At 68.2% G+C, this 17,571-nt stretch carries 11 protein-coding genes; 6 read left to right on the forward strand and 5 right to left on the reverse strand.

All coding sequences use genetic code 11. The features are described from left to right. Window positions 1-166 precede the first annotated feature (166 nt). The gene (locus AC1RM6_RS14305; protein ID WP_493102300.1) at window positions 167-1,387 is read right to left on the reverse strand and encodes an FAD-dependent monooxygenase; all 1,221 of its coding nucleotides are present in this window, start codon (window positions 1,385-1,387) and stop codon (window positions 167-169) included. A 142-nt stretch (window positions 1,388-1,529) separates the two neighbouring features. On the opposite strand from AC1RM6_RS14305, the gene AC1RM6_RS14310 reads away from it, so the two are divergent. The 6 genes from AC1RM6_RS14310 to AC1RM6_RS14335 all read left to right on the forward strand — a co-directional run bounded on the left by AC1RM6_RS14310 (window position 1,530) and on the right by AC1RM6_RS14335 (window position 11,405). Next, window positions 1,530-3,884: an FtsK/SpoIIIE family DNA translocase gene (locus tag AC1RM6_RS14310; RefSeq protein WP_493102302.1), complete on the forward strand. Its 2,355-nt coding sequence runs from the start codon at window positions 1,530-1,532 to the stop codon at window positions 3,882-3,884. A 109-nt stretch (window positions 3,885-3,993) separates the two neighbouring features. Further along, entirely contained in the window at window positions 3,994-5,874 is a 1,881-nt protein-coding gene (locus AC1RM6_RS14315) for a CocE/NonD family hydrolase (protein WP_493102304.1), read from the forward strand. A gap of 106 nt (window positions 5,875-5,980) precedes the next feature. Continuing rightward, the gene (locus AC1RM6_RS14320; RefSeq protein ID WP_493102306.1) at window positions 5,981-7,219 is read left to right on the forward strand and encodes a BtaA family protein; all 1,239 of its coding nucleotides are present in this window, start codon (window positions 5,981-5,983) and stop codon (window positions 7,217-7,219) included. After that, on the forward strand, window positions 7,216-7,902 hold the full coding sequence (locus AC1RM6_RS14325; RefSeq protein WP_493102308.1) for a class I SAM-dependent methyltransferase: 687 nt from the start codon (window positions 7,216-7,218) through the stop codon (window positions 7,900-7,902). The genes AC1RM6_RS14320 and AC1RM6_RS14325 overlap by 4 nt, the downstream gene beginning before the upstream one ends. Window positions 7,903-8,032: 130 nt before the next feature. Next, entirely contained in the window at window positions 8,033-8,638 is a 606-nt protein-coding gene (locus AC1RM6_RS14330) for a LolA family protein (RefSeq protein ID WP_493102310.1), read from the forward strand. Window positions 8,639-8,993: 355 nt separating this feature from the next. Further along, window positions 8,994-11,405 (forward strand): ligase-associated DNA damage response DEXH box helicase, encoded by a 2,412-nt coding sequence (locus AC1RM6_RS14335; protein WP_493102312.1) that lies wholly within the window; start codon window positions 8,994-8,996, stop codon window positions 11,403-11,405. 17 nt (window positions 11,406-11,422) lie between these two features. On the opposite strand, the gene AC1RM6_RS14340 is transcribed toward AC1RM6_RS14335, so the two are convergent. The 4 genes from AC1RM6_RS14340 to AC1RM6_RS14355 form a co-directional block, all read right to left on the reverse strand. After that, window positions 11,423-12,475, reverse strand: coding sequence for a helix-turn-helix transcriptional regulator (locus AC1RM6_RS14340; RefSeq protein WP_493102314.1), 1,053 nt, complete (start codon window positions 12,473-12,475; stop codon window positions 11,423-11,425). A gap of 92 nt (window positions 12,476-12,567) precedes the next feature. Further along, complete coding sequence (locus tag AC1RM6_RS14345) at window positions 12,568-14,340, reverse strand: AMP-dependent synthetase/ligase (RefSeq protein WP_493102316.1); 1,773 nt, start codon at window positions 14,338-14,340, stop codon at window positions 12,568-12,570. Between the two features lie 137 nt (window positions 14,341-14,477). Continuing rightward, on the reverse strand, window positions 14,478-16,205 hold the full coding sequence (ggt, locus tag AC1RM6_RS14350; RefSeq protein ID WP_493102317.1) for a gamma-glutamyltransferase: 1,728 nt from the start codon (window positions 16,203-16,205) through the stop codon (window positions 14,478-14,480). Window positions 16,206-16,365: 160 nt separating this feature from the next. Beyond that, the gene (locus tag AC1RM6_RS14355) at window positions 16,366-17,397 is read right to left on the reverse strand and encodes a quinone-dependent dihydroorotate dehydrogenase (RefSeq protein ID WP_493102319.1); all 1,032 of its coding nucleotides are present in this window, start codon (window positions 17,395-17,397) and stop codon (window positions 16,366-16,368) included. Between the last annotated feature and the right edge of the window lie 174 nt (window positions 17,398-17,571).

Raw genomic sequence — 17,571 nt, forward strand, 5'->3', positions numbered from 1 at the left:
TCAGCAACCTCACTCTGGCAGAGCGGCGGTCACTATCCACTCCCCATGGGATCTTGTTGCGGGGTCCATGGCTATCGACGCGCAGACCACCGCTCAAGGTTGAACGCCGGCTTATTTGCTCTTCGTTCTTTAGAGCATGTCCTGATCAATCTGATCAGGACATGCTCTAGACGGCCAACCCCTGAAGCAATCGCGGGAGCGCGCCGGTCTCGCCGCGCGCCTCGGCCATGAAGCGGCCCTTGAGCGGGCCGAGCCGCTCGACCGCGGCGAGCCCGAAGCGCCGCACCGCGCGCGCCGGCCGGCCGGGGATCCCGAACAGCCGGGTCAGCCCGTCGGTGGTCGAGGCGACCAGGAAGGTGTCGAGGCTGCGCCAGCGCTGATAGCGCGCGAGCAGCTGGGCATCGCCGGGATCGAGGCCGAGCCGCATCCCTTCGACCAGCACCTCGGTCAGCGCGGCGACGTCGCGATAGCCGAGATTGACCCCCTGCCCCGCGATCGGATGGATGCCATGGGCGGCGTCGCCGACCAGCGCGAGCCTGTTGTCGGTGATCCGCGCGGCATGGTGGAAGCCGAGCGGATGGCTCGACCGCGGCGAGATGATGCGGATGTCGCCGAGCATGTCGCCCATCCGCTTCTTAGCCTCGGCGGCATAAGCGCGATCGGGCAGGCCGAGCATCGCCGGCGCGTCCTTCGCATCGACCGTCCAGACCAGCGCCGAGCGATGGCTGCCGTCGTCGCCGTCGGGCAGCGGCAGCAGCGCGAACGGGCCGCTGGGGTAGAAGATCTCATAGGCGATCGCGCCGTGCGGCTTGTCGTGCGCGATCGAGACGATCATCGCGACATGATCATAGCTCCAGCGCGCGATGGTGATGCCGGCGGCGTCGCGGGTCGGCGACTGGCGTCCCTCGGCACCGACCAGCAGCGACGATGTCAGCACCCGGCCGTCGGCCAGGGTGACGCGGACCGCGTCGCGATCGCGCTCGACCGCCGCCGGCTTCATCGGGATTTCGAGGGTCAACCCCGCGGTCGCCAGCGCCGCCTCGCGCAGCGCGATCCGCAGCAGCCGGTTTTCGAACATATGGCCGAGCGCACCGTCGGCGGCATCGGGTTCGAAGGTCAGCGCCTCGGGACTGAGCCCGTCCTGGACCTTGATCCCCGCGATCGGGCAGCCCTTGCCCTCGAGCAGGGCGCCGACCCCGATCGCCTGGAGCATGCGCCACGGCGCGCTTGCCACCGCCGAGGCGCGGCCGTCGAACCCCGCCGCCAGCGTCTTCGCCGGATCGGCGGGATCGACGACGGTGGTCGCCAGCCCATGTTTCGCAAGTGCGATGCCGAGCGTCAGGCCGACCAGCCCGCCGCCGAGGATGATGACGTCCTGACGTTCCATGCCGCCCTCATAGAACCTCATCCGCCGCAGCGCCAAGCGGCTTCGCTTGACCGCGAGTCCAAGCCATGCGCATTGTCCGCCGATCGGAACATTTGGGGCACAACGCCGGCCAGGCGCCCCCGCAGACGTCCGGAGTCAGGACATGGCGACAAGAGCGGTCGATCAAGGCAGGACGGGTGGTACGTTGCGGACCATGGGGCAGCGCGCGGGCGGAATCCTGGCCGCGGCGCTGCTGATCGGCGGCACCATCGCGCTCGCCTTCACCCTGATCAGCTATCATGTCACCGACGCCGCGCTCAACACCGCCGCCGGCGGACCCGAGCGCAACGTGCTCGGTGCGCCCGGCGCCTGGATCGCCGATCTGGCGCTCAGCCTGTTCGGGCTGCCGGTCGCGCTGGTGCTGCCGCTCGGGCTGATCTGGGGCTTCCGGCTGTGGCGCGCCGCGCCGGTCGGGCGCTGGGGCCGGTCGCTGCTGGTCGCGCTGCTCGCGGCGATCGTGCTGGGCGTCGGCCTGGCGCTGTTCCGCGGCGGCTCGGTCGCCGGACTGCCCGCCGGCTTCGGCGGCAGTTTCGGGCTCGGCGGCGCCGCGCTGATCGGCCTGGGGCTCGCCCAGATCGCCGACCCGCTGGCCGCCAATGCGGTGCGGCTCGCCGCCGCCGCGCTATTCGCGATCGCCGGCCTGTCGCTGTGGCTGTGGGGGCTCGGGCTGATGGCCGACGAGCGCGACTGGCTGCTGCGCCGCGGCGCCTATGCCCGCGCGCCGCGCGAGACCTATGACGAGGACGAGGATTATGATCCCGCCGACATCGCGACGATCGATCGGGTGCCGGTGCCGCCGCGGCCGCCGCGCCACGCCCGGATCGACGAGGACGAACCGAGCGCACCGCCGCCGGTGATCGCGTCGAGCCCGAAGGTGACGACGCCTTCGGCGAAGGCGGCGACCCGCGATCGCCAGAGCTCACTGCCGCTCGGCGACACCTACAAGCTGCCGCCGCTCGACCTGCTGGCGCCGCCACCGCCGATGAATCCGGCGCACAAGATCGACAAGGCCGCGCTCGAGAGCAACGCCCGGCTGCTCGAAAGCGTGCTCGACGACTTCAACGTCAAGGGCCGGATCACCGAGATCCGCCCGGGCCCGGTCGTCACCATGTACGAACTCGAACCCGCCGCCGGCATCAAGGCGAGCCGGGTGATCGCGCTCGCCGACGACATCGCCCGCAACATGTCGGCGATGTCGGCGCGCATCGCGGTGATCCCGGGACGCACGGTGATCGGCATCGAGCTGCCCAATGCCCGGCGCGAAGGCGTCGTCCTGTCCGAACTGATCTCCTCCGATGCGTTCGAGGATGTGTCGGGGCTGGCGCTGGTGCTCGGCAAGAATATCGGCGGCGATCCGGTGATCGCCGATCTCGCGCCGATGCCGCATCTGCTGGTCGCGGGCACCACCGGATCGGGCAAGTCGGTCGGGCTCAACTGCATGATCCTGTCGCTGCTCTACCGGCTGACCCCCGACCAGTGCCGGATGATCATGATCGATCCCAAGATGCTCGAACTGAGCATCTACGACGACATCCCCCATCTGCTGTCGCCGGTGGTGACCGAACCGCAAAAGGCGGTGCGCGCGCTCAAATGGGCGGTCGAGCAGATGGAAGACCGCTACCGGATGATGGCGTCGGTCGGGGTGCGCGGGCTCGCCAGCTTCAACGAGAAGGTGCGCAACGCCAAAGCCAAGGGCCAGCCGCTCGGCCGCAAGGTCCAGACCGGCTATGATGCCGAGACCGGTCGGCCGATCTACGAGGAAGAAAAGCTCGAATATGAGCCGCTCCCGCAGATCGTGGTGATCGTCGACGAGCTCGCCGACCTGATGATGACCGCGGGCAAGGAGGTCGAGTTCCTGATCCAGCGGCTCGCCCAGAAGGCGCGCGCCGCCGGCATCCACCTGATCATGGCGACCCAGCGGCCGTCTGTCGACGTCATCACCGGCGTGATCAAGGCGAACCTGCCGACCCGGATCAGCTTCCAGGTCACCAGCAAGATCGACAGCCGCACGATCCTGGGCGAACAGGGCGCCGAACAGCTGCTCGGCAAGGGCGACATGCTCTACATGCCCGGCGGCAAGCAGATCGCCCGCGTCCACGGCCCGTTCGTCAGCGACGAGGAGGTCCGCGCGATCGCCGACCATTGGCGCGGCCAGGGCACCCCCGATTATATCACCGCCGTGACCGAGGAGCCCGAGGATGGCGGCTTCGCGCTCGAGGGCGCGCCGGCCGGCCCCGACGATCCCGAGACCCAGACCTATCGCCGCGCGATCCAGCTCGTCGTCGAGAACCGCAAGGCCTCGACCAGCTGGCTCCAGCGCCAGCTGCGGATCGGTTACAACTCGGCGGCGCGGCTGATCGAGCGGCTCGAGAAGGACGATATCGTCAGCGCCCCCGACCATGTCGGCCGGCGCGAAGTGCTGATCGACGTCGCCGATCTGGGGCGGTTCTTGAGTTAAACTAGCTCGTCATCCCGGCGGAGGCCGGGATCTCAGGAGGTTAGCGCGCGCCCTTGCCTCCCGAGATCCCGGCCTCCGCCGGGATGACAATTCAGGCAGGGGTGATCATATGACGATGCGGATGGTGGCCGGACTGGGGTTGATGGCGCTCGCGACCGCCGGGCCGGCGCAGACGCCGCCGATGGCGGTCGATATCCCGCCGAGCTTCACCGCGACGACCCCCCAGGCCGATTATATCCGCCGCGAGGTGATGATCCCGATGCGCGACGGCAAGAAGATGTTCGCGGTCATCGTGATGCGCAAGGGCACCGCCAACGCGCCGATCCTGCTGACCCGCACCCCCTATAATGCGAGCAAGACCACCAGCCGCAACCCGAGCCAGAAGATCGAGGAGATATTGCCGATCTCCGACGCGACCTTCGTCGATGGCGGCTATATCCGGGTCTATGAGGATGTCCGCGGGCGCAACAAGTCCGAGGGCGATTATGTGATGAACCGGCCGCTGCGCGGGCCGCTCAACGATACTGCGGTGGACCACGCCACCGACGCCTATGACACGATCGACTGGCTGGTGAAGAATGTCCCCGAAACCAATGGCCGGGTCGGGATGACCGGATCCTCCTATCCGGGCTTCACCACGCTGATGGCGACGATCGACCCGCATCCGGCGCTGAAAGCCGTCGTGCCGATGAGCCCGATGGTCGACGGCTGGATGGGCGACGACTGGTTCCACAACGGCGCCTTCCGCCAGCCGGCCTATGATTATTTCACCGGCCAGACCGCGCAGTCGGGCGACGGCGACAAGGTCGCATCGGGCAGCGGCGACCAATATGATCTGTGGCTGAAGACCGGATCGGCGGGCGATTATGTGAAAGCCTATGGCCTCGACACGCTGCCCGCCGCGCGCAAGATGCAGGAGCATCCTGCCTATGACGCCTATTGGCAGGAGCAGGCGCTCGACAAGCTGCTCGCCAAGCGTCCGTTCACCGTGCCGACGATGCTGGTGGTCGGCCAGTGGGACCAGGAGGACAGCTATGGCGCGCCGGCGGTCTATCGCGCGCTCAAGCCCAAGGATAAGGATGGCAAGCTCCACCTGGTGGTCGGCCCGTGGCGCCATTCGGGGGTCAATTATGACGGATCGTCGCTCGGGAATCTGCGCTTCGCCGGCGACACCGCGCTCCAGTTTCGCCGCGACGTGATGAAGCCGTTCCTCGACCAGTATCTCAAGGACGGCGCCCCCGCGGCATCGACCCCGCCGGTGCTGACCTATGAGACCGGGGTCGACCGCTGGCAGCCGACCGCGGGGATCTTCGACACCAGGCTGACCCCGCTCTATCTCGAACCCGGCTTCGGCCTCGGTTTCGACAAGCCCGCCGCGAAGACCGCCGACAGCTATGTCTCCGACCCGGCCAAGCCGGTGCCGTTCGTGCCGCGCCCGGTCCATTGGGGCGACGGCGACGTGTGGAAGCCCTGGCTGGTCGCCGACCAGCGCTTCGCCGATGGCCGCCCCGACGTGCTGACCTATGTCACCCCACCGCTGACCAGCGCGGTCCATATCCTCGGCCGGCCGATGGTCGACCTGTTCGCGGCGACCAGCGGCACCGACAGCGACTGGGTGGTCAAGCTGATCGACGTCTATCCCGACGAGCTGACCGCCGATCCGAAGCTCGCTGGCTATCAGCTCGGCGTCGGCATGGAGATTTTCCGCGGCCGCTATGTCGACGGTTTCGACAAGCCGCATGCGCTCAAACCCGGCAAGGTCGAGAATTACCGGTTCGAGCTGCCGACGGTGAACCACAGCTTCCAGCCGGGGCACCGGATCATGGTCCAGATCCAGTCGAGCTGGTTCCCGCTCTACGACCGCAACCCGCAAAGCTATGTGTCGAACATCTTCTTCGCCAAGCCGGGCGATTACAAAAAGGCGACCCAGAGCGTGTCGGTCGGCGGCGTCAGCGCCAGCGCGGTGCTGCTGCCGGTGGTGGCGGACTGACGCCGGCTGACGGCGACGATCCCACCGTCACAGCTTTGTAGAATAGTCGTCACCGACCCGACTTGCGATTGTCGTACCGCGTGCTTCCATCACGATGGAGGCTTTGATGGACACCGCACTGGCGCGCAGGAACCGCAAGGGGCTGGGAGAGGCGGTCCACCGTCACGAACAGCTGAGCAAGCAAGGGCTGCTCGAGCGCGCCTTCACCTTCGCCTTTCGCGGGCTGGTCTATGCCCAGATCTGGGAGGACCCCGCGGTCGATCTCGAGGCGCTCCAGCTTCGGCCCGATTCGCATCTGGTGACGATCGCCAGCGGCGGCTGCAACGTCCTGTCCTATCTGACCGCAGGCCCCGCGAAGATCAGCGCGGTCGATCTCAACACCGCGCATGTCGCGCTCAACCGGCTCAAGCTGGTCGCGGCGCGGCACCTGCCCGACCATGCCAGCTTCCACCGCTTCTTCGGCGAGGCCAACCGGCCCGAAAATGTCGCCGCCTATCGCGAGCATGTCGCGCCGCATCTCGACGAGACCTCGCGCCGCTATTGGGAGGGTCGCGACCTGATCGGGCGGCAGCGGATCGACGGCTTCGCGCATAATATCTACCGGCGCGGGCTGCTCGGCCGCTTCATCGGCGGCACCCAGCTGCTCGCCCGGCTCTACGGGATCGACCCGCGCGAGATCCTCGCCGCCAATTCGATCGATGAGCAGCGCGCGATCTTCGAGACCCGTTTCGCGCCGATGTTCGAGAAGCGCTTCGTCCGCTGGCTGGCGAGCAATCCCGCCTCGCTGTTCGGGCTCGGCATCCCGCCGGCGCAATATCGCGCGCTGCTCGGCGACGAGCCCGAGGGCATGATCAAGGTGCTGCGCGACCGGACCGAGAAGCTCGCCTGCGATTTCGACATCGGCCAGAATTATTTCGCCTGGCAGGCGTTCGGCAAAGGCTATGGCGAAGGCCCGGCGGCGCCGGTCCCGCCCTATCTCGAGGCCGACAATTATGGCGCGGTGACCGAACGGGTCGACCGGGTCGAGATCCTCCACATGAACTTCATCGACTATCTGGCGGGCTGTCCCGATGCGAGCCGCGACCGCTATGTCCTGCTCGACGCGCAGGACTGGATGACCGACGAGCAGTTGACCCAGCTCTGGACCCAGATCGGCCGCACCGCGCGGCCCGGCGCGCGGGTGATCTTCCGCACCGCCGCCGAACCGACCCTGCTCCCCGGCCGGGTGCCCGAGGCGATCCTCGGCCGCTGGCGCTACGAAGAAGTCGCCTCGCGCGACTTCACCCGCCGCGACCGCTCGTCGATCTATGGCGGGATGCACCTCTACGTGCTGGCCGACGCATGACCGTCGCGCTGCCGGCCGCCGATGCCCCCGTCGCCGACGATGCGGCGCGGATGGACCGCATCTACCGCCGGCAGCGGCATATCTACGACCTCAGCCGCAAATATTATCTGCTCGGCCGCGACGCGATGATCCGCGCGCTCGATCCGCCGGCCGGCGCCACGCTGCTCGAGGTCGGGTGCGGCACCGGCCGCAACCTGATCGAGGCGGCGCGGCGCTACCCCCAGACGCGGCTGTTCGGCCTCGACATCTCGGCCGAGATGCTCGCGACCGCGCGGGCCAATATCGACCGCGCCGGCCTGGGCGACCGCATCCGGCTGGCGCAGGGCGATGCCACCGGCTTCGACCCCGCCGCGCTGTTCGGCGTGCCGGCGTTCGACCGGATCTTCCTGTCCTACACGCTGTCGATGATCCCCGACTGGCGCGCGGCGATCGACATGGCGACCGCGATAGTCGCCGACGGTGGTCGCCTGCACCTGGTCGATTTCGGCCAGCAGGAGCGCCTGCCCGCGCCGTTTCGTCGGCTGCTGTTTGTCTGGCTCGCCAAGTTCGACGTCACCCCGCGCGCCGAGCTGGCGTCGGCGCTCAACATCGTCGCCGCGCGCCACCGGCTGATGCTCGCCTGGAAGCCGATCCGCCGCGGCTATGCCTGGTCGGCGGTGCTGGACAGCGCCCACAAGATCTAAAGGCTACGTTGTCTTCGACGCGCATCCCGGCTCTATGGGAAACATTGGCGGGCCGTAACGTTTCGCCTTCATTCCCAATTCAGCGGCGACCGTCCAAAGGCGGTCGCCCCTCTGTCAGTTCAGGACCGCCATGCGCCCGTTTCTCGTTCCGATCGTTGCCGCGGTCGCCCTCGCCAGCCCGGCCGTCGCGCAGAATGCGACGATGGCGCAGGTTCAGGGGCATCTGCGCGGCATCACCACGCTGACCGCGAGCTTCATCCAGACCGACCGCAACGGCAAGGCGGTGACCGGCACCCTCACCCTGCGCCAGCCGGGCAAGGTCCGCTTCGAATATCAGAAGGGGGTGCCGCTGCTGATCGTCGGCGACGGCAACTGGCTGACGATGATCGACTATTCGGTGCGGCAGGTGTCGCGCTGGCCGGTCGGCGGATCGCCGCTGTCGGCGCTGATCGACCCGAGCAAGGACCTGTCGCGCTTCGCCCGGGTCGTTCCGAGCCCGGTCGCCGGCACGATCATGATCGAGGGCCGCGACCCCAAACATCCCGAATTCGGGACGATCAGCATCGCCTTCGCCCCCGGATCGGGCCCGGGCGGCCTCGTCCTGCAGGGCTGGAGCGTGCTCGATGCGCAGAACGGCCGGTCGACCGTCCGGCTGACGAATCAGCGTTATGGCGGGCCGATTTCCGACAGGGCGTTCCGTTGGGACGACCCACGGCCGAAGGGTCCGGGAAAATAATCGGACCGTTCATCCGGGCGACAGGGTTGGGAGCCTAATACCCCTTCAGCGGCCACGAGGCCCCCGGGATTCCCCCCTGTTGCCCGGGTTCCCCTTCGTGACCCGCCTGCGTGACGAACGCTAGGTCGGCCCTTGCTCCTCGCCCCCGGAGCAAGGGCCATTCTATTTTATGGCGCTGAGCGGCGTCATGCCGGGCTGCAAATAGCGCCTTTCTGCGCTCCGGTGCTCACGTACGGAAGTACGCTGCGCGCCGGGTCTCGAAATTCACTATTTTCGCCTCGGCCTGACACCACTCAGCGCCATAAAATGGCTGTGGTTGCCTCGGTGGGTTCGGCACCACATATCTGTGCCCTTGATGCCCGATGTCCCCATCCCCGCCGTCCTGACCGACTGGTTCGCCGCGAAGGGGTGGGATGTAAGGCGGCATCAGCGGGAGATGTTGGCGGCGGCACGGGCGGGGCGGGATGCGCTGCTGGTGGCGCCGACGGGGTCGGGCAAGACGCTGGCGGGGTTCCTGCCGACGCTGGCCGAACTGGTCGAGGCGCCGCAGGACGGGCTGCACACCCTCTATGTCTCGCCGTTGAAGGCGCTCGCGGTCGACGTCCAGCGCAACCTGCTGACCCCGATCGAGGAAATGGCGCTGCCGATCCGGGTCGAGACCCGCACCGGCGACACCCCGTCCGACCGCAAGGCGCGCCAGCGCGCCAAGCCGCCGCAGATATTGCTGACCACCCCCGAGTCGCTGAGCCTGCTGCTCTCCTATCCCGAGAGCCTGACGATGTTCGCGTCGCTCAAGACGATCGTCATCGACGAGGTCCATGCCTTCGCCACCGGCAAGCGCGGCGACCTGCTCGCGCTGTCGATCGCGCGGCTGGCGACGCTTGCCCCCGATATGCGCCGGGTGGCGCTGTCGGCGACGATCGCCGATCCCGACAGCTATCGCGGCTGGCTGTCGGGCGACGGCGACTATGAGCGGGTCGCGCTGGTGATGGGCGATCCCGGCGCGCCGCCCAGGATCGACATATTGATCCCGGAGGACCGCATCCCCTGGGCCGGCCATTCGGGGCGCTACGCGATCGCGCAGGTGATGGCCGAGATCGAGACCCACCGCACCACGATCATCTTCTGCAACACCCGCAGCCTCGCCGAGCTGATCTTCCAGGATCTGTGGAAGGCCAATGCGATGGGGCTGCCGATCGGCATCCACCACGGATCGCTGAGCCGCGAGGCGCGCCGCAAGGTCGAAGGCGCGATGGCCGACGGCCGGCTGCGCGCGCTGGTCGCGACCGCGAGCCTCGATCTCGGTGTCGACTGGGGCGATGTCGACCTGGTGATCCAGATGGGCGCGCCCAAGGGCGCCTCGCGGCTGCTCCAGCGGATCGGCCGCGCCAACCATCGGCTCGACGAGCCGAGCGAGGCGGTGCTCGTCCCCGGCAACCGCTTCGAATATCTCGAGGGTCGCGCCGCGCTCGACGCGATCGAGGCCGGCGAACTCGACGCCGATCCGTTCCGGGCCGGCAGCCTCGACGTGCTCGCCCAGCACGTGATGGCGATCGCCTGTGCCGGGCCGTTCGTCGCCGAGGATCTGCACGCCGAGATCAACCGCGCCGCGCCTTATGCGACGCTCACCCCCGAGATCTTCGACCGGGTGCTCCATTTCATCGCCTCGGGCGGCTATGCGCTCAAGGCCTATGACCGCTTCCGCCGGCTGACCCGCGATCCCGACGGGCGCTGGCGGATCAGCCACCCCAATTTCGCCGCGCAGCACCGGCTCAACGCGGGTATCATCGTCGAGGCGCCGATGCTCGACGTGCGCTTCCGCAACGGCCGCAGCCTCGGCAAGGTCGAGGAAGGCTTCGCGGCGACGCTGTCGCCGGGTGACTGCTTCTTCTTCATGGGGCTCGCGCTCGAGGTGCAGAAGATCGACGGCACCGACCTGCTGGTCCGCGCCACCGCCAAGCCGGCGCGAATCCCGACCTATGGCGGCGCGCGCATGCCGATCTCGACCCATCTCGCCGACCGGGTCCGCCATTATCTCCACGAGCCCGCCGAATGGCCGCGCTTTCCCGCCGATGTCCGCGAATGGCTCGAGGCCCAGGGCCGCCGCTCGCGCCTCCCCGCCCCCGACGAGCTGCTGGTCGAGACCTTTCCGCACCAGGGCCGGCATTATTGGGTGATCTACAGCTTCGAAGGGTGGAACGCGCACCAGTCGCTCGGCATGCTGCTCACCCGGCGGATGGAGAGCGCGGGGCTGATGCCGCTCGGCTTCGTCGCCAGCGACTATGCGCTCGCCTGTTACTCGCTGCACCCGGTGACCGACCCCGCCGCCCTGTTCTCCGCGGAGATCCTCGAGGAGGAGTTCGTCCAGTGGGTCGAGGGATCGGCGCTGCTCAAGCGCGCCTTTCGCGAGGTCGCGGTGATCGGCGGGCTCGTCGAGCGCCAGCATCCGGGCAAGAAGAAGACCGGGCGCCAGGTCACCTTCTCGACCGACCTGATCTACGACGTGCTGCGCCGCTACGAACCCGACCATCTGCTGCTCGACGCGGCCTGGGCCGATGCCCGGCTGAAGATGACCGACGTCGGGCGGCTCGGCGCGCTGATCGAGCGGGCGGCCAGCCATATCGTCCATGTCGCGCTCGACCGCGTGTCGCCGCTGGCGGTGCCGGTGCTGGTGCTGATCGGCCGCGAGACGGTCGCGCAGGGGACCGCCGACGATGCGCTGCTGATCGAAGCGGATGCCCTGGCAGCCGAGGCGATGCGGGAGTAAACCGGCGCTATCGCCCGTCAGCGCCCCATTTCGGCCAATACGGCGACGACTTCGGCCTGCCGGGACACGCCCATCTTCGCCATCAGGCTCTTGAGGTGCGACCGCACCGTCGAGATCATCGTGCCCGCCAGATCGGCATGGTCCTGCAACGACAGGCCGCGCATCAAACTGGCGCAGAGCCGCTCCTCCGAGCCGGTCAGGCCGAAATGCGCGCCGGCGCGGCGCACCCGGCGCGCGGCCTCGCCGTCGGTGTCGCGCAGCCGGACCAGCGCCATCGGCCGGCCGCTCGGCGGATCGAGCGCCGGATCGACCTCGACCACCCAGCGGCCGGCGCGGACGATGTTGCTCTGGGCGGCACCGCCGGCGGTCGCCTCGCGGATCGCGCGGCCGATCGCGGTGGTCGACGACAGGCGCTGGCGGCCACCGACCGCGGTCAGGCGGAACGGCCAGTCGGAATCGGCATCGACCGGGCGGTTCGACCAGAACAGGCCGAAGCCGCGGTCGATCAGCATCGTCAGCGGCTCGGCCTCGAGCGCCAGTTCGAGCCGGGCGATCTGGTCGGCCTGGTGGCGCAGCCGCCAATGGGTGGTCAGCGCGCGCTTGAGATGCGGCAGCATCCGGTCGAGCCGTGCCTCGGACTCCAGGCTGAACGCGCCCGCCTCGCGGGTCCGCTGCAGCGAGATCGCATAAGGCTGACCGTCGAAGGTGAAATGCGCGCCCATGCAATGCGCATAGTCCGAGCGCGGCCGCAGATATTCATTGTAGAATTCGCCGCTGAGGAAGCCGCCCAGCGCGATATGCCTGTCGAGGCTGTGCGCCTGGTCTGCGCCGAGGCTCATCCCCTTCGCCAGCCAGGGATCGATGCTGTAGAAGCGCTCCATATAGATATCGTTGTCGGCGACGATGTCGAACCCCGACGCGGTCAGCATCTCACCGTTCGCCGGATGGACGCGCTGCACCCAGCAGCCCTGCGCGTCGAGTTCGGCCGACAGCAGGTCGCCGAGCGCGCGCATCGCCTCGTCATTCAGTCCCGCGTCATAGATCGCGTCGTCGATACGGTCGGAAAACATGCCCCCAGGTCCCCCAGCCTGTGGATTAACGCAATCGTTCACCCGGGCCAAGTGATTGAAACGTCTGCGTCACGGTTGTTAACCTTTGCCCATCAACCCTTGTAGAGGGCGTCGAGCCGCGGACCATAGACCGCGCGGATCGCATGGCGGCGCGCCTTGAGCGACGGGGTCATCTGTTCGTTCTCGATCGAGAAGGGCTCGTCGGCGATCGCGATGCGGCGGACCTTCTCGATCACCGAGAGATCGCGATTGACCCGGTCGACCGCCGCCATCAGCGCCCGCTGGAACTCGGGCAATTCCTTCAGCGCGCCGAAATCGGCCTTATAGTCGTTGGCGTTCGCCCACTCGACCATCCACTCGGCATCAGGCACGATCAGTCCGACAATATAGGGCCGCCGGTCGCCCCATACGACAGCCTGGGCGATCTCGGACTGGAGGGTGAGCATCCCCTCGATCCGCTGGGGCGCGACATTGTCGCCCTTGTCGTTGACGATCAGATCCTTCTTGCGGTCGGTGATCATCAGCCGGTTCTTCTCGTCGAGATGGCCGACATCGCCCGAATGGAGCCAGCCGTCCTTGAGCACGCGCTCGGTCTCGGCCTCGTTGCGCCAATAGCCGTGCATCACCAGCTCGCCGCGGATCAGGATCTCGCCATCCTCGGCGATCTTGACCTCGACCCCCTTCAGCGGCGGCCCGACCGTGTCATATTTGATTCCGGCCGCCGGCCGATTGCACGCGACCACCGGGCCCGATTCGGTCTGGCCATAGCCCTGGAGCAGGGTCAGCCCGAGCGAGCCGAAAAACTGACCGATATCGGGGTTGAGCGGCGCGCCGCCCGACACCAGCGCCTTCATCCGGCCGCCGAAGCGCTTGGCGACCTTGGGCTTGAGCAGCCGGTTGACCGCCAGCCGCATCGGCAGGTCGGCGAGCCGCGGAGTCTCGCGCTTGCCGATCACCAGCGCCTGGTCGAGCAGATATTGGGCGACCTTGCCCTGTTTCTCGACGGTCTTGATCAGCCGCGCACGCAGCAACTCGAACAGCCGCGGCACCACCACCATGATCGTCGGCCGGACCTCCTCGATATTGGCGGCGAGCTTTTCCAGCCCTTCGGCATAGAAGATCTGCCCACCCAGCCCGATCGGCAGATATTGGCCGCCCGAATGTTCATAGGCATGGCTGAGCGGCAGGAACGACAGGAACACCTCGTCGCCCCAGAAGAAATCATTGGCGATGATGTCGATGCAGCCGGCGACATTGAGCAGGATCGCGCCATGATGCTGGCGCACCCCGCGCGGCGCGCCGCCGGTGCCGCTGGTGTAGATCAGGCAGGCAAGGTCATCGCGGCTGAAATTGGTCTCGCCGCGCACCGCCGCGACGTCGACATCGCGGTCGCCGGTCATATCGGCCATCGACACGATCCGCACGCCACCCGCCGGCACCGCATCGATCGCGATCAGCAGCTCGCAGGTCGAGGAGCGGACGATCGCCGGGCGCAGCGTCTGGGCCAGCTTCGCATTCGACACGATCGCCGCCCGCGCGCCGCTATTCTCGAGGATATGCGCGTGATCGCGCTCGGTGTTGGTGGTGTAGGTCGGCACCGTGACGCAGCCCGCCGCCATGATTCCGAGATCGGCGATGCACCATTCGGGCCGGTTCTCGGACACCAGCACCACCCGGTCGCCGGGCTTCAGACCTTCGGCGCGCAGCGCGCGCGCGAAGGACGCGACCTGCCGCGCCGTTTCGGCCCAGCTGATGGCGACCCAGGCGCCGTCCTTCTTCGCCGACAGGAAAGGCTTGTCGCCATTTTCCTGCGCCCGCGTGAAGAACATGGTCACCAGGTTCGGGAAATGCTCGAAAACCCGCATCGTCTCTCCTGACCGCGTCTATGCGCCTCTGATCCGGCTATAGGCCGGGGGGCACCGCCATGGATAGAGACAACGCGTTACAGCCAAAATCGAGGCGGAGCATGGTGCAAATCGCGCCGCCCGCCGCCGACGCGGGGTTACTCGGACGGCCGGTCGCGCTGGAGCGCCTGCGCCGCCGGCTTCACCACCTTGCCGTCGACGCCCATCGACACGCCCTCGCTGCGCGGGTCGGCGGCACCGGCCCAGGCGCCGTCGCGCCATTCGATCGCATTGGCCTTGAGCCCGAGCGGCATGACCTCGAGATGCTCGCCGAGCGCCGCGAGCGCGGGCAGCATCGGCTCGAGCTGGGTGTCCTTCTCGGCGACGCCGCCGGGCGCCGGCGCATAGAGCAGGCCGAGCGAGATCGCGTCCTGCGCGGTCAGCTTCCAGTCGAGCACCCCGACCAGCGCCTTGGCGACCTGGGCGATGATCGTCGATCCGCCGGCGGCGCCGATCGAGAGGCGAACCTTGCCCGCCGCATCATAGACGATCAGCGGCGACATCGAGCTGCGCGGCCGCTTGCCGCCCTCGACCCGGTTGGCGGTGAGATAACCGTCCTTCTCCGGCACCAGGTTGAAGTCGGTGAGCTGGTTGTTGAGGAAGATGCCGTTCATGCTCTGGCCCGATCCGAACACGCTTTCGATCGTGACGGTGGCCTCGGCGACATTGCCCCAGCGATCGACCGCGGTCAGCGACGAGGTGCCATGTTCGGGCTGCAGATCGGCACGCTGGAAAGCGGGCGCACCGGCCGGGGTGCCGGGGGCGACGGTCGCCATCGTGCCGTCGGGCGAGATCAGTGCCGACCGCGCCGCGATATAATCGGGCGCGAGCAGCCCTTCGACCGGGACCTTCACATAGTCGGGATCGCCGAGCCAGGTATCGCGATCGGCATAGGCGAGCCGCGAGCTTTCGGCGAACAGATGCCAGGCGACCGGCGAATCCTTGCCGAGCTTCGCCATGTCGAAGCGTTCGAGCTGCTTGAGGATCATCAGCACGATGGTCGGCCCCGAGGCGGGCGGCCCCATGCCGCAGATCTTGTAGGTGCGATAGGTCGCGCAGACCGGCGGGCGCTCGCGCACCTGGTAGGAAGCGAGATCGCCGGTCGTCATCTTCGACGGGTTGCGCGCGGCGCCGTTGACGGTCGCGACCAGCGTCTGCGCCGAGGGGCCGACATAGAAATAGCCCGGACCATGCTGGGCGATCCTGTCGTAGAAGGCGGCGAGTTCGGGATTCTTCACCACCGTGCCGACCGCCTTGGCCTGGCCGTCGGCGGTGTAGAGATAGGCTTTGGCCCAGTCGTTGAAGAAGCCGGTCGCCGGCATCCGGGTCAGGAAATTGTTGAAGCGCGGGGTGATCGCCCAGCCGTCGCGCGCGAGCTTCGTCGCGGGCACGAACAGCTGCTTCCATGCCAGCTTGCCATGTTCGGCATGCGCGGCCTCCATCAGCCGCAGCTCGCCGGGCACGCCGACGCTGCGTCCGCCGGGGATCGCCTGACGGATCCCCATCGGCTTGCCGTCGGCGCCGTAGAACCAGCGACCGTCGGCCGCAGCCGGCGCGGCCTCGCGCGCATCATAGCTGCTGATCTTGCCGGTCTTCGCATCGTGATAGACCATGAAGCCGCCGCCGCCGATGCCCGAATGGCCGGGCTCGATCACCCCGAGCGCGAGCATCATCGCGACCGCCGCATCGGCGGCGGTGCCGCCCTTCTTCAATATCTCGACCCCCGCCGCGGCGGCGCGGGGATCGGCGGCCGAGACCATCGGCTGGGCGAGGGCTGTGGTCGAGGAGAGGACGAGGGCGACGAGGGCGATGGCGCGGTGCAGCATGAGCAGACCTTAGCTTCTTCTCCCCTCCCTGCAAGGGAGGGGCCGGGGGTGGGTCGCGAGCGTAGCGAGCCTCCCAGCGTTCCGAAAAAGCTGCGCCAAGGGCATCGAGCCCCTGGCTGCGCGCCCCCCTCGATCCCCTCCCTTTCAGGGCGGGGAAGCTCTACGCCCCGATGGCGTCGCCGATGGTCGCAAAACCGTCGCGGTCGAGCAACTTCACCAGACCGGCATTGATCCGTTGGGCCAATCCCGGCCCCTCATAGACCAAGGCCGAATAGAGCTGGACCAGGCTCGCGCCGGCGCGGAGGCGGGCATAGGCGTCTTCGGCGGTGGCGATGCCGCCGGCGGCGATCAGCGGAACGGCGCCGCCGGTCGCCTTGCGAAAATCGGCGAGCCGGGCCAGCGCGAGGTCGCGCAGCGGCGCGCCCGACAGGCCCCCACCCTCGCCGGCATGCTCCGATTTGAGCGGCGGCCGGCCGATCGTGGTGTTCGAGACGATCAGCCCGTCGAGCGGCTGGTCGGCGAGCACCGCGGCGATGTCGTCGATATCGGCGGGCTCGAGATCGGGCGCGACCTTGAGGAATATCGGCGGGCCGCCTTGAGGGCGCGCGGCACGCACCGCGGCGAGAAGGTCGGTGAGCGCGGCGCGATCCTGGAGCGCGCGCAGCCCGGGGGTGTTGGGCGAGGAGATGTTGACGGTCAGGTAGCGGGCGACTCCCGCCATCACCTTCACGCCATTGGCATAGTCGGCGATGCGGTCGGCGGCATCCTTGTTGGCGCCGATATTGACTCCGACGATGCCGGGCCGGTCGCGGCGGCGCAGCAGCCGCTCATAGGCCGCCGCCTGCCCGCCATTGTTGAATCCCATCCGGTTGATCACCGCACGGTCTTCGACGAGCCTGAACAGCCGCGGGCGCGGATTGCCCGCCTGCGGGAAGGGGGTGAGCGTCCCGACCTCGACGAAGCCGAAGCCCAGGCCGAGCATCGGATCGGGGACCTGGGCGTCCTTGTCGAACCCCGCGGCCAGGCCGACCGGATTGGGGAAGTCGATCCCGGCGACGCGGATCGCCAGCCGCGGATCATGATCGGGCAGGCCCAGCACCGGTTTCAGCCGCAGCCCGCGGATCGTCATCCGGTGCGCGCGCTCGGCGTCGAGGGTGAACAGCAAAGGGCGGAGCGCGGCATAGACGGACATGGCTCCGCTTAACCCGGCTTCGCGCCCGCGTCATCCTTGCTCGCTTCCCCCCCAAATGAGGGATGTTCGCCGATGATCGCGCCTGTATCGGTTTGGGCATGTGCTGGCGGTCTTATCCGGCCCCGTCGGCACGACATGATCCCGAGGCGACCCGAGGGACGGCACCTAATTCGC

Source organism: Rhizorhabdus sp. GW822-FHT03C02 (genome assembly GCF_058801765.1).

What these genes read in the sequence shown, in the direction of transcription:
- AC1RM6_RS14305 (WP_493102300.1), bottom strand. Translation starts at nt 1,387, where the DNA reads ATGGAACGTCAGGACGTCATCATCCTCGGCGGCGGGCTGGTCGGCCTG.
- AC1RM6_RS14310 (WP_493102302.1), top strand. Translation starts at nt 1,530, where the DNA reads ATGGCGACAAGAGCGGTCGATCAAGGCAGGACGGGTGGTACGTTGCGG.
- AC1RM6_RS14315 (WP_493102304.1), top strand. Translation starts at nt 3,994, where the DNA reads ATGACGATGCGGATGGTGGCCGGACTGGGGTTGATGGCGCTCGCGACC.
- AC1RM6_RS14320 (WP_493102306.1), top strand. Translation starts at nt 5,981, where the DNA reads ATGGACACCGCACTGGCGCGCAGGAACCGCAAGGGGCTGGGAGAGGCG.
- AC1RM6_RS14325 (WP_493102308.1), top strand. Translation starts at nt 7,216, where the DNA reads ATGACCGTCGCGCTGCCGGCCGCCGATGCCCCCGTCGCCGACGATGCG.
- AC1RM6_RS14330 (WP_493102310.1), top strand. Translation starts at nt 8,033, where the DNA reads ATGCGCCCGTTTCTCGTTCCGATCGTTGCCGCGGTCGCCCTCGCCAGC.
- AC1RM6_RS14335 (WP_493102312.1), top strand. Translation starts at nt 8,994, where the DNA reads ATGCCCGATGTCCCCATCCCCGCCGTCCTGACCGACTGGTTCGCCGCG.
- AC1RM6_RS14340 (WP_493102314.1), bottom strand. Translation starts at nt 12,475, where the DNA reads ATGTTTTCCGACCGTATCGACGACGCGATCTATGACGCGGGACTGAAT.
- AC1RM6_RS14345 (WP_493102316.1), bottom strand. Translation starts at nt 14,340, where the DNA reads ATGCGGGTTTTCGAGCATTTCCCGAACCTGGTGACCATGTTCTTCACG.
- ggt (WP_493102317.1), bottom strand. Translation starts at nt 16,205, where the DNA reads ATGCTGCACCGCGCCATCGCCCTCGTCGCCCTCGTCCTCTCCTCGACC.
- AC1RM6_RS14355 (WP_493102319.1), bottom strand. Translation starts at nt 17,397, where the DNA reads ATGTCCGTCTATGCCGCGCTCCGCCCTTTGCTGTTCACCCTCGACGCC.